This window comes from Paraburkholderia acidipaludis NBRC 101816 (assembly GCF_000684975.1).
Lineage (GTDB): Bacteria > Pseudomonadota > Gammaproteobacteria > Burkholderiales > Burkholderiaceae > Paraburkholderia > Paraburkholderia acidipaludis.
The window spans coordinates 134284-146885 of the sequence record NZ_BAXZ01000007.1; the positions used below are offsets into that span (position 1 = coordinate 134284).

Annotated in this window: 10 protein-coding genes; 5 read left to right on the forward strand and 5 right to left on the reverse strand. The window is 67.6% G+C overall.

Annotation, left to right across the window (positions count from 1 at the left end):
• Window position 1: 1 nt before the first annotated feature.
• Window positions 2–676, forward strand: coding sequence for an NAD-dependent epimerase/dehydratase family protein (locus BAC01S_RS10990; protein WP_027794811.1), 675 nt, complete (start codon window positions 2–4; stop codon window positions 674–676).
• A 121-nt stretch (window positions 677–797) separates the two neighbouring features.
• Here the strand turns inward: BAC01S_RS10990 and BAC01S_RS10995 are convergent, their stop codons facing one another.
• From BAC01S_RS10995 to aroQ, 4 genes are all read right to left on the reverse strand, one after another.
• Window positions 798–1481 carry a TetR/AcrR family transcriptional regulator gene (locus BAC01S_RS10995; RefSeq protein ID WP_043201897.1) on the reverse strand — a complete coding sequence of 228 codons (684 nt, stop codon included), beginning with the start codon at window positions 1479–1481 and terminating at the stop codon, window positions 798–800.
• An 87-nt stretch (window positions 1482–1568) separates the two neighbouring features.
• Window positions 1569–2936: an MFS transporter gene (locus BAC01S_RS11000; RefSeq protein ID WP_027794813.1), complete on the reverse strand. Its 1368-nt coding sequence runs from the start codon at window positions 2934–2936 to the stop codon at window positions 1569–1571.
• A gap of 42 nt (window positions 2937–2978) precedes the next feature.
• Complete coding sequence (locus BAC01S_RS11005) at window positions 2979–3866, reverse strand: shikimate dehydrogenase (protein ID WP_027794814.1); 888 nt, start codon at window positions 3864–3866, stop codon at window positions 2979–2981.
• Window positions 3863–4318 (reverse strand): type II 3-dehydroquinate dehydratase, encoded by a 456-nt coding sequence (gene aroQ / locus BAC01S_RS11010; RefSeq protein WP_027794815.1) that lies wholly within the window; start codon window positions 4316–4318, stop codon window positions 3863–3865. The genes BAC01S_RS11005 and aroQ overlap by 4 nt, the downstream gene beginning before the upstream one ends.
• A gap of 263 nt (window positions 4319–4581) precedes the next feature.
• Between aroQ and BAC01S_RS11015 the strand changes: the two genes are divergently transcribed.
• A complete protein-coding gene (locus BAC01S_RS11015; RefSeq protein ID WP_027794816.1) occupies window positions 4582–6477 on the forward strand; it encodes a bifunctional sugar phosphate isomerase/epimerase/4-hydroxyphenylpyruvate dioxygenase family protein in 1896 nt (631 codons plus the stop codon).
• A gap of 151 nt (window positions 6478–6628) precedes the next feature.
• On the forward strand, window positions 6629–7957 hold the full coding sequence (locus tag BAC01S_RS30985) for a PucR family transcriptional regulator (RefSeq protein WP_245616564.1): 1329 nt from the start codon (window positions 6629–6631) through the stop codon (window positions 7955–7957).
• A 23-nt stretch (window positions 7958–7980) separates the two neighbouring features.
• Here BAC01S_RS30985 and BAC01S_RS11025 read toward each other — a convergent pair whose 3' ends face one another.
• Entirely contained in the window at window positions 7981–9600 is a 1620-nt protein-coding gene (locus BAC01S_RS11025; protein WP_027794817.1) for an AMP-binding protein, read from the reverse strand.
• Between the two features lie 367 nt (window positions 9601–9967).
• On the opposite strand from BAC01S_RS11025, the gene BAC01S_RS11030 reads away from it, so the two are divergent.
• On the forward strand, window positions 9968–11554 hold the full coding sequence (locus BAC01S_RS11030; RefSeq protein ID WP_027794818.1) for an inorganic phosphate transporter: 1587 nt from the start codon (window positions 9968–9970) through the stop codon (window positions 11552–11554).
• 193 nt (window positions 11555–11747) lie between these two features.
• On the forward strand, window positions 11748–12584 hold the full coding sequence (locus BAC01S_RS30990) for an AraC family transcriptional regulator (protein ID WP_043201900.1): 837 nt from the start codon (window positions 11748–11750) through the stop codon (window positions 12582–12584).
• Window positions 12585–12602 lie beyond the last annotated feature (18 nt).

The window sequence follows — 12602 nt, forward strand, 5'->3', positions numbered from 1 at the left end:
CATGAAAGTGCTGATCTACGGCGCGACCGGCATGGTCGGCCAGGGCGTGCTGCGCGAATGCCTGCGCGCGGACGACGTCGAACTCGTGCGCGCGGTCGGACGCCGCGAAACGGGCCTCCGTCACGCGAAGCTGCGCGAAACGCTGTTGCCCGATCTGGCCGACAGCAGCGCGGCCGAGTCCGAACTGACGGGCTTTCACGCGTGCTTTTTCTGTCTCGGCGTGTCGTCGGTCGGCATGTCCGAGGCCGATTACTCGCGCGTGACCTACGACCTCACGATGGCGATCGGCGGTACGCTCGCGCGCCTGAATCCGGAGATGACTTTCGTCTATGTCTCGGGCGCGGGCACCGACAGCAGCGAGCGCGGCCGCAGCATGTGGGCGCGCGTGAAAGGACGAACCGAGAACGCGCTGCAGAAACTGGGATTTCGCGCCGTGTACCTGTTCCGGCCCGGCGCTATCGAACCGCTCGAAGGCATACGCTCGAAAACGCGTCTCTATCACGCGCTCTACTGGCTCATGAAGCCGGTCTGGCCGCTGCTGCGCGTGGCGCTCGGCGACCGGCTGGTGACGACCGCGGACGTCGGACAGGCCATGCTGGCCGTTGCGAGACATGGCGCGGCCACGGCGGTGCTGGAAGCGCCGGCATTGCATGCGCTGGCCAAAGCCGAAGCGTAAAACACGAAACGCCGACGAAACGCCGTGAATGACAGCGCGGCATAAAGCGGCGCCTGCGGGAACCGCGCCGCGCGAGTTCCGTCCGCACGGGATTCGTGCCGAGGACGGCCGCGAGCCCCGCTCAGTCGCCCTCGCGGCGCGCGAAGCGCAAGACGGCGTCCACCACCATCTCGCGATGACGCGCGCGCAAGCGCGGATGCGAAGGATCGCGCCCGAACGCCTCGCCGAACGTATGGCGATTGCTCACGCGATGGAAGCACAACGAACTGATCAGCAGATGCAGGTCGATCGGATCGACGTCGCCGCGAAACACGCCTGCGGATACGCCGCGCGCCAGCAGGTCCTCGATCGTGCGAATCACGCTGGCGTTGCGGTTGCGGAACGTCTTGAGGCGCTCCAGGTAGCGCGCGCCGTGAATGTTCTCGATGGTCACGAGCCGCACGAAGTCGCGATGGCGGTCGTGGTAGTCGAAGGTGAACTCGACGAGACGGCGCAGGCCATCGACAGGATCGAGCTCGTCGATATGCAGGTCCTGTTCGAGCGCGCGAATGTCGCCGTAGACCTTGTCGAGCACCGCTTCGTACAGCCCTTCCTTGCTGCCGAAGTAGTAATAGAGCATCCGCTTCGTGGTGTGCGTGCGCTCGGCAATCTGATCGACGCGCGCGCCGGCAAGCCCCATCGCCGAGAACTCGGCGGTCGCTACTTCCAGGATGTTGCGTTTCGTCTCTTCCGGGTCGTACTTGCGCCGGTTCCCGGATGGCGTCTCGTCGTCGTTGCTCTCGGGCGGTGCCGCCGGTCTTGCCATTGTCGTTGCCGCGCACATAGGAAGAGGAAAGAATGCGGGCGATTCTAGCATGGGGCCTGTCGCGCGCCGGAGCGTGCTACAAGCCGCTCAGAGCTCGATTCGCCGGATATCGCCGACCACGAAGATATACGCCGCCGCCCCCACCAGCGCGATCACGCCGATGAACGCGAGCGCCCAGACGAACGACCCGGTAACGGCCACGATCAGGCCGATCACGAGCGGCGTGACGATGCCCGCCAGGTTCGCCGCGAGGTTGAAGATGCCGCCCGTGAGACCCAGCATGCCGGCCGGCGCGATATCGGAAACCAGCGTCCAGCCCAGCGCGGCCATGCCCTGGGCGAAGAAAGCGAGCGAGAGGATCGCGATCACGGCCACGTTGCTCGCCACGAAGTTGGCGAGCACGATGGTCGAGGCGAGCAGGAGACCCGCGATGATCGGCAGCTTGCGCGCCACGTTGGCCGACTTGCCGCGACGCAGGAGCCAGTCCGAAAACGCGCCGCCGAACAGCACGCCGACGGAGGCGGCGATGAACGGCATGATCGCGAAGAAGCCGATCTTGAGCCACGCCATATGGCGTTCGGTGGCGAGATAGGTGGGGAACCAGGTGAGGAAGAACACGAGCGTCGAATTGCCCGCGAACTGGCCGATGCAAATGCCGGCCAGCTGGCGCCTGCGCAGCAGCTTGCCCGCCATGCGCCAGTCGAAGCCGCGCCTCGCACCTCGTTTGTTGCCGTCTTTCGCGTCGGGCTGCGCGCCGACCGCCTGGTGCGCGACAAGCCCGCCGCCCGCCTCGATATAGTCGAGTTCCGCGCGATTGGCGGCAGGATGCTCGTGCGGCTCGCGATAGAGACGCCACCACACGAGACCGAACACGAGCCCAACGCCGCCCACCACGTAGAACAGCGAGCGCCACCCGAAGGCGCCCATCAGCGCGAACAGGAAGGGGCTGAAGAACGCGAGGCCGATATATTCGCCGACCGTATACGTGCCGGTGGCGAACGCGCGCTCGCTCTGCGGAAACCACGTGGCCACCACGCGGCTGTTGGTCGGAAAACACGGCGACTCGGCCGCGCCCAGACCCAGCCGGCACGCGAAGAGCGCCCCCACGCCCGTAATGAAGCCTTGCACGAGCGTGCACATCGACCACAGCGTCATCGAGAGAAAGTAGGTGAACTTGCTGCCGAAGCGGTCGAGAAACACGCCGCCCGGCACCTGCGCCACCACGTAGCTCCACGAGAACGCGGAAAAGACGAGCCCCATGAGCGCCGCGTCGATGCCGAGCTCCTTCGTGAGCTGCGGCGCCGCGATGCCGAGCACCGTGCGGTCGAGATAGTTGATCATCGTGCCCACGGCGAGCAGCGCGAGGATGCGATAGCGCGCCCGCGAGCGGCGCAGCGAGCCCTCGGCCGAGGTGGCGGGCAGCGCCGGCGGGTCGGCGGATAACGGAGGTGCCATGTCTCTTCCCTGTCTCCCAGGTTCTGTTCGACGCCCGCCGCCTTACTGGCCGGCGTCCTTTGCAAGCAGCGACTCAAGATGCGCGTACATGCGCTCGGCATCCGGCTCGACGCCGGTGAAGTGCTCGAACGCCTCGGCGGCCTGATAGACGGCCATCCCGCCACCGCTCAGCGTGCGGCAACCCAGTGCCGCGGCGGCTTCAAGCAGCGCCGTGCGGATCGGGAAGTACACGACGTCCGCCACCCACAGGCCCGCATGCAGATACTCCGCCGGCAGCGGCATGCCCGGCAGCTTCGCCATGCCCGTGGGCGTGGCGTGAATGAGGCCGGTGGCGGATCGCAACGTCGCGGCAAGGTCGCCGCCCGCCGTCACGCGCGCTGCAGGAAAGCGCGCCTGCAGTTCGCGGGCGAGGCCCTCCGCGCGTGCGGGATCGACGTCGAACAACGTCAGCGCACGCGCGCCCATCGTCAGCGCCGCGTGCGCGACCGCCGCGCCAGCGCCGCCCGCGCCAAGCTGAACCACGGCTTCGAGCGGCACGTCGGGCAGCCCGCGCCGGAACGAGCGCGCGAAACCCGACCAGTCGGTGTTGTGGCCAATGCGCTTGCCGTCGCGAAACAGCACGGTGTTCACGGCGCCGAGCGCGCGCGCGTCGTCGGAAAGTTCGTCGAGCAGCGGGATCACCGCCTGCTTGCAGGGATAGGTGATATTGAGCCCGTCGAAGCCCATGCGCTGCGCCGCGAGCAGCAGTTCAGGCAGCGCGGCGGGCGCGAGGCCGAGCGCTTCCAGATCGATGCGCCGGTAGACATAGTTGAAGCCGAGCTCGCGCCCTTCCCGCTCGTGCATGGCCGGGCTCAGCGAGCCGCCGATGCCCGAGCCGATCAGCCCGACCAGAATCGAGCGCGCGCGTTCCACCCGGCTCGCGGCGCTCATGACACCACCTCGTTCGCGAGCAGGACCGCCATGCGTTCGAGCGCGAGCACATAGCCCTGGGTTCCGCAGCCCACGATGATGCCGGACGCGATCGGCGAGACAAACGAGTGGTGGCGGAATGCCTCGCGCTTGTGGACATTCGAGATGTGGACCTCGATAACGGGCTTGGCAATCGCGCTGAGCGCGTCGGCCAGCGCCACCGACGTATGGGTCAGCGCGGCGGGATTGATGACGATGCCGTCCACCTGCGTGCGCGCTTCATGGAGCCAGTCGATGAGCTGATGCTCGGCATTCGACTGCCGGAAATCGAGCGCGAGCCCAAGGCGCGCGGCCGCTTCGCGGCACCGCCCGGCAACGTCGTCCAACGTTTCATAACCATAGACCGCGGGTTCCCGCGTACCGAGCAGATTCAGGTTCGGCCCGTTCAGGACCAGCACCGAAGGCATTCCCATCATTCACACTCCACGACGACACAACACACGACGACACGATGGCGGCGGCAGTCTTAACGATCTGGTACAACCCAGCGAGACACCGACGAATGGCCGCAAGTGTGCGCCCGGAAGGCCTTGCCAGTCACCTGGGGTTTTCGAGAATTTGTACTAACTAGTTAGTTTTATTATTATGCAGACACTCCGGCGGCGCATTGCGCACGCCGTCCCGCACCCACGCCGCCGCCAACGCCATGTCCAACTCGTCCCCTGCCCACGCGCCCCTGCGCCGTTCGATCGCCACGGTTTCCATCAGCGGCCCGCTTGCCGAAAAGCTCGCGGCCATCCGCGCGGCGGGTTTTGGCGCGGTGGAGATCTTCGAGAACGATTTGCTGTATTTCGAAGGGTCGCCCGCGGACGTGCGGCAAATGGCGAGCGATCTCGGGCTCGAAATCGTGCTCTACCAGCCGTTTCGCGACTTCGAGGGCGTGAGCGCGGAGCGTCTCGCGCGCAATCTCGAACGCGTGAAGCGCAAGTTCGACGTCATGCATCAGCTCGGCACCGACCGGCTGCTGGTCTGCAGCAACGTCGCGCCCGACACGCTCTGCGACGACGGCGTCTGCGCCGGCCAACTGGCGCAACTGGCCGAGGCGGCCCAAGCCGCCGGCGTGACGGTGTGCTACGAAGCCCTCGCATGGGGCCGCCACGTGCGCACCTATCGGCACGCATGGCAGCTCGTGGAAGCGGTGAACCACCCGCGGCTGACGCTCGCGCTCGACAGCTTCCATACGCTGTCGCTGCGCGACACGCCGGATGCCATCGCGACGATTCCGGGCGAGCGCATCGGCTTCGTGCAGATTGCCGACGCGCCGAAAATGAATATGGACGTGCTCGAATGGAGCCGCCACTACCGCTGCTTTCCGGGTCAGGGCGACTTCGCGCTCGCGGATTTCACGGCGCAGGTGGTGAAGAGCGGCTACCGCGGCCCGCTGTCGCTCGAAATCTTCAACGACGGTTTTCGCGGCGCGCCGCCCGCCGCAACGGCCGCCGACGGGCACCGCTCGCTGCTGCTGCTGGAAGAGGCGACGCACGAGGCGCTTGGCGCGGACAGCAGCGCGGCGCCTTCGTTGTTCGCACCGCCGGCCGCGCCCGGGAACGCGCAATGGCAGTTCCTCGAATTCGCCGTGGACAGCACCTCGCGCGCACGCGTGGCCGACTGGCTCGGCAAGCTGCATTTCCGGCGCGCGGGCCAGCACCGCTCGAAAGACGTGACGCTGTACCAGCACGGCTCGGCCGCGATCGTGCTCAATGCCGAGCCCGACTCGTTCGCCAACGCGTTCTTCCAGCGCCATGGCCTGTCGCTCTGCGCATCGGCGTTCAAGGTGGACGACGCCGCGCTCGCGCGCGAACGCGCGGCGCGCTTCGGCTATGCGCCGTTCTCCAGCCGCGTCGGCCCGAACGAGCGTGTGGTGCCGGCCGTCCAGGCGCCGGACGGCAGCCTCGACTATTTCGTGAGCGAAAGCCCCAATGCGCCGACGCTGTTCGAAGCGGACTTCACGCTCACCGATATCGACGGCCCCTCCGAAGTCGGGCCGATCACCGGCATCGACCATATCTGTCTTTCCCTGCCGGCCGGATCGTTCGATGCGTGGGTGCTGTTCCTGAAAAGCGTCTTCGGACTCGAAGCCAGCCCGGCCGTGCTCGTGCCGGACCCCTACGGGCTCGTGCGCAGCCGGGCATTGTTCAGCGCGGACCGCGCGCTGCGCATCGTGCTCAATGCCTCGGTCGACCAGCACACGGCCGCCGCGGAAACCGTGCGCGCCTATCACGGCTCCGGCCTGAACCACGTGGCGTTCGCCACCGGCGACATCTTCGGAGCGGTAGCGGCGTTCGAAGCCTCCGGCGTGCCGCTGCTGCGGGTGCCGGCGAACTACTACGACGATCTCGAAGCGCGCCACGCGCTGCCGGCCGCGTTCCTCGCAGCGCTCCAGCAGCACAACCTGCTCTACGACCGCGACGAGCGCGGCGGCGAATTCCTGCATGCGTACACCGAAACGCTCGACCAGCGTTTCTTCCTGGAGGTGGTGGAGCGGCGCGGCGGCTACGACGGCTACGGCGCGCCCAACGCCGCCGTGCGTCTTGCGGCCCAGGCGCGCCAGCGCGCGGCGGCCTCGCGCTGAGCCAGGCAGCGGCCGGCCCCGCCCGCGCCGCCAGCGGACCGGCGGCGAGGCGGAAGTCAGACAGACGGCAAAACACCCAATCGACGGCGGAGCGATTTCGCGCATACACTTTCCGCCTTTTCGTCTCTTGCGCCCCCGCGCCCTGCCCGACGTGCTGCCACCCGTACCCCGCATCAGCCCCCGCCTGCGCGCGAAGCTGCAGGCAGCGCTGGCCGACAACCCGTCGAGCGCCGTCGAACGCACCTACGCGGCGCTGATGGACCTCGAAGGCTACAGCGGGCTCACGTCCGCCGTCCGCAAGGACATCTTCGCCTCGATCACGCTCTCGGCGAACCTGTGGTTCTCGTGTCTGTTCTCGGGCGAAACGCCTTCGGCCGAGATGATGGACCGCATCGAGGACTATGCGCGGCGCCGCGTGCATCAGCACGTGCCGCTGCAGTCGTTCATGCGCGCGTTCCAGCTCGGCGCGCGCGAGCTCTGGCGCGTGTGCACCGACCTCGCCCGCAGCGACCGCATGCTCGTGAGCGAGCTGCTGTTCGACATCTCGCCGTACCTGCTCGACTACTTCGACGCGATGACCCAGCACATCGCCGCGGCCTACCTCGCCGAGCAATACCAGCAGGCACGCTGGCGCGGCTCGCTGCTGCACCAGCTCTACGGCCTCGTCTTCCATACGCCCGACGACACGGCGCGCTTTCGCGAGACCGTCGAAGCGCTGGGCCTCGACGCCACGCTGCCGCGCATCGCGCTCGCCATCGATCTCGATCTGCGCGACTACCCGCCTTCGGCCCGCGACGACGCGCTCGACCGCTTCACGCTGACCGCCGCGCGCCACCTGGAGGTCAAGCCCGACGCGCTCCTGCGCGTGTGGCATCGCGAACGGCTCGTGCTGTGGGCGCCGTGCGCGCGCGGCGATTCGCTCACGCGCAACGACCAGGCCGTGGCCGCGCGCGCGGCCGCGCTCGCGCGAGCCGAACCGCGCGTGCGCAGCATCGGCATCGGTCTCATGAACGAAGGGGCGCGCGGCTGGGCTGCTTCGGTGGACGAAGCATTTCGGGCCGTCGATTTTGCGCCGCACGAAGGCGACGTGCACCGCTATTCTTCGATCGCGATCGAGGAAAGCGTGCGCAGCAGCGGCAACGTGCTGCGCTATCTGGTGTCGCTCGCCGAACTGCTCGCGGGCGAATCCGATCTGCTCGCCACGCTGCAAATGTATTTCGCGCACGGCCAGCGCCGCCGCCAGGCCGCCGAGGCGCTGGGCGTGCATCCGAACACGCTCGACTACCGGCTCGAAAGAATCGAAGCGCTGCTCGGCGCGAAACTGGACGACGCCGACTGGATCGCCCGGCTCGACGTCGCCCTGAAGCTGTACGGCGCGGCGCAGACGGGCCATGCCGCCGCTCGCGCGAAAAAGGCCGCCGGCACAAGCAAAACACGCGTGCCGGCCAGGAAGGCGGGAAAGAAGGCAAGCGCCCGCTAACAGGCGCGCCCGCCCGGATAGCGTCAGCTCACCGTGCGCAACTCGCGCCGCAGAATCTTGCCGACCGTGGACTTCGGCAGCGCCTCCACGAAGCTCACGAGGCGCGGCACCTTGTACGCGGCGAGTTGCGTGCGGCAGTACGCGACCACGTCTTCCTCGCTCAGCACGGCATTCGGGCATGCCACCACGAACACCTTCACGGTCTCGCCGGTGCGCTCGTCGGGCACGCCGATGCACGCGCACTCCGCCACGCCCGTCATCGCGGTCACGACGGCCTCGACCTCGTTCGGATACACGTTGAAGCCCGAGACCAGGATCATGTCCTTGGAACGGTCGACGATGCGCAGAAAACCCTGCTCGTCGATCGCGCCCACGTCGCCGGTGCGGAAGTAGCCGTCGGCGGTGAACGCCGCGCGCGTCGCTTCCGGCTGATTCCAGTAGCCCCTCATCACCTGCGGTCCCTTCACGCAGATCTCGCCGGTCGAGCCGGGCGCGGCCTCCACCCCGTCGTTGACCAGCTTGACGTGGGTGGACGGCACGGGCAAACCGGCCGTGCCCGTGAAGCGGTTCACCGAGCCGGGGTTGAACGACACCACCGGGCTCGTCTCCGAAAGGCCGTAGCCTTCGCGGATAAAGGTGCCCGTGACGGCCTCCCAGCGCGCGGAAACCGCGGGCATGGTCGCGGCGCCGCCGCCGCCCGCGAGACGCAGGCGCGAGAAGTCGACCTCGCCGATGCGTGGATGCGCGGCCAGCCCCGCATAGAGCGTGTTGACGCCCATGAAGGTCGTGGGACGTGCAACCTTGAAGATGTCGATGAGGCTGTCGAGGTTGCGCGGATTCGCGACGAGCCAGTTCTCGGCGCCCACCGAAAAGCTGACGATCAGATTCACGGTCAGCGCGAAGATGTGATAGAGCGGCAGCGCCGTGACGATCACCTCGTCGTCTTCGCCGAGCAGCCCCGGCATGAAGGCCTTGAACTGCGCGACGTTGGCGACGAGGTTGCGGTGCGTGAGCAGCGCGCCCTTCGAGAGCCCCGTGGTGCCGCCCGTGTACTGGAGGAAAAGCGCGTCGTCGCCCGCCAGCTCGACGGGAGCGAGCGGCAGGCTCGCGCCCTCGGCAAGCGCTTGCGCGAAGGTCGCATGGGTCTCGCCAGCGGGTGCCACGGAAGAGGACACGAAGCCATCCAGCGCACCAGCCACGAGCACGGTCTTCAGCGCCGTCTTTTCCTTCACGGCGCCCACGGTCGGCAGCGAGCCCTCGAAAACCACAATCGTCTCGACGCCCGCATCATTCAGTTGATGCTCGAGCTCGCGCGCCGTGTAGAGCGGGTTGACGTTGACCTGCACCGCGCCCGCGCGGACGATGCCCAGGAGTGCGATGGGAAACGCCACGAGATTCGGCATCATCACCGCCACGCGGTCGCCCTTCTTCACGCAGAGGCGCTGCTGCAGATACGCGGCGAAGTCGCGCGAGAGCCGGTCCACGTCCGCATAGGTCAGCGTCTGCTCGCCCACGCGGAACGCGGGGCGTGCGGCGAAGCGGCGCAAGGCGTCGTCGAACAGATGGGCGAGCGACGGGTAAACGTCGGGATCGATTTCAGCGGGAATGCCGCCGTAACTGGCCAGCCAGGGGGCTTCGGACACGTGCTCCTCCATGTTTCACAAGGCGCGCACGCAATGCGGCGCGAAGGCGGCGTCTTTTCACCGCTCTGAGGCTCCCATGCTACGGCGGTGTTCGCGCGGCGGGAACTGGGAAACCGGACAGGTCGATTGTGACAAATCACAAAAGCCGTGCCCCCGAACCTGCTGTTTCCGGGTGCACGCTCATCCCGTTCGTCGCCGCCTTCCATGAGACACTGGCTCGACTCGCCGGACCCGCTCCAGGGTCCAGCGAGCCCACCAGGCCCGCGCCCGTCGTGCCAGTTTGCAAACGACGCGCAAGGGTCACGCGACATGCCTGCCCTGCTTCGACGTCGCGCGCCAAACCACCGCTTCCCGAACGGGTCCCGCCATGCCGGACATACCCTTACCCCAGCCGCACGCGGCACGCCGCAGCGGCCTCACCTTCGGCCTGTTCGCCGCCGTCATTCTCGTGGGCGCGATCTACGTCGTGCAGCACGTGGTCGTCGATCTGAGCGGCGTGCGCGAAAGCTCGGCGCTGCCCTTCGTCCTGCTCGGCCTCGCCCTCCTCATCGCGCTCGGCTTCGAGTTCGTCAACGGCTTTCACGATACCGCCAATGCGGTCGCCACCGTCATCTATACGAACTCGCTCGATCCGCACCTTGCCGTGGTGTGGTCGGGCGCGTGGAATTTCCTCGGCGTACTGGTTTCGAGCGGCGCCGTGGCGTTCGGCATCCTGCAACTGCTGCCCGTGGAGCTGATCCTTACCGTGGGCAGCCACGCCGGCTTCGCGATGGTTTTCGCCCTCCTCATTGCGGCCATAGTCTGGAACCTCGGCACCTGGTATCTCGGCCTGCCGTCATCCAGCTCGCATACGCTGGTCGGCTCGATTATCGGCGTGGGCGTCATGAACCAGTTCATCAGCGGACCCTCCGGCACGAGCGGCGTGGACTGGAGCCAGGCCATCGGCGTGGGCAAGGCGCTGCTGTTCTCGCCGGTGGTCGGCTTCGTGCTTTCCGCCCTGCTGCTCGTCGTCCTCAAAGCCTTGGTGCGCGTTCCCAGGCTCTACCAGGAACCGGAGGGCAAGAAGCCGCCGCCGCTCTGGATCCGCGCGCTGCTGATCCTCACCTGCACGGGCGTCTCGTTCGCGCACGGCTCGAACGACGGCCAGAAAGGCATGGGGCTCATCATGCTGATCCTGATCGGCGTCGTGCCCACGGCCTACGCGCTCAACAAGGCCGTCACGCCCGCCGAGACCGCCGCCTTCGTCAGCGTCGCTCGCCACGCCTCCGCCACGCTCGGGAAGTACACGCAAGAAACGAATAGCGTTCAGCCCGACAATCCCCGCGCGGCGGTCGAAGCCTATGTGCGCACCCGCCATCTCCAGCCCGCCACGCTGCCCGCGCTGCGCCAGCTCACCAACACCATCGCCGACGAGGCGAGCGCCTCGGGCTCGATGGCGGCAGTGCCGCAGTCGATGGTCGACAACGTGCGCAACAACATGTATGTCGCCTCCGAAGCGATTCGTCTGATGACGAAGTCGAACACGCCCGCCTTCACCCCCGAAGACCTCGCGGCAATGAACGCGTTCCGCCAGCAGATGGATCACGCGACCAAATTCATTCCGACCTGGGTGAAAGTGGCCGTGGCGATAGCGCTCGGGCTTGGCACCATGGTGGGCTGGAAGCGCATTGTGGTGACGGTGGGCGAGAAGATCGGCAAGGCGCACCTGACCTATGGGCAGGGCGCCTCGGCGGAGGCCGTGGCCATGCTCACCATCGGCATAGCCGACGTCTACGGCCTGCCCGTCTCCACGACGCACGTGCTCGCCTCGGGCGTGGCGGGCACGATGGCCGCCAACGGCTCCGGCCTTCAGTGGGCCACCGTGCGCAATCTCGTGCTGGCCTGGGTGCTGACGCTGCCCGCCTCGATTGCGCTCTCGGCAGGGCTTTATTGGGTCTTCAGGGAGGTGTTCTGAGGCGCGGGCGCGTGCCCCGGAGGCCGCCCAGTCTTACCCGCTCGCGACAGGGCGCACAAAAGCGCGGCGCACCGCGCCTTTCGCCTCATTTGCGTGGCGGGTCAGGCATGCCCGCGCTTTCGGCTCGCGGCCAAACCGTGCTAGCGTAGCCGTTGCCGCCACGCATCCGCCCATCTTTTGTCAGGAGACCCTCATGCCTCAAGCCGCGCCGCCCGCACTCGGCGACGAGCCCGGACGAGGCCGCGCCCTTGCACGCCACTATCCGCGCGGCCTGCACATCGAGCCGCATTCGCACACCTGGGCGCAGGTGCTCTATGCGGTGGCCGGCGTGATGTGGGTGGAGGTAGGCCGCGAAGCGCTGGTCGTGCCGCCGCAACGCGCGGTATGGCTGCCGCCCGACACGCTGCATGCCATCCACATGATGAGCGCTGTCGAGATGCGCAACCTCTATCTCCACGGAGAAAACATCGGCCACTTGTCCCCGCAGTGCGAAGTCTTCGAGATCAACGGCCTGTTGCGCGAACTCATCAAGACCATCGCCGAACGCGACAGCGGCGAAGCGAGCGAAGGCAACGACAGCGCGTGGCTCGAAACCGCGTACCGGCTGGCCGCGATGGAGCTGGCCCATGCGCCGCGCTATACGCTGCGCGTGCCGCTGCCCGACGCATCGGACCGGCGGCTCGATATGCTGTGCCGCGCGGTGATCGACAACCCCTCTGTCGATATCGGCTTCGAGCAGCACGCGGCCAACGTGGGCGCGAGCGTACGTACGCTCGCGCGCCTCTTCTCGCGCGAGTTGGGCATGGGCTTCGCGGAGTGGCGCCGCCAGGTGCAACTGGCGATTGCCGTTTCGCGGCTCGCCCAGGGGCAGCCGGTGAGCGCCGTCGCGCGCCAGTTCGGCTATCTGCCGAGCAGCTTCAGCGACATGTTCCGGCGCGAGCTGGGCGTGCCGCCCAGCGAATTCCGCCCGGACGCAACGCTCGGCCAGGCCGGCGAGGACAGCGAACAGGCAGACGTCGCGCAGCGCTGACTCCGTCTCCGCGCCGCA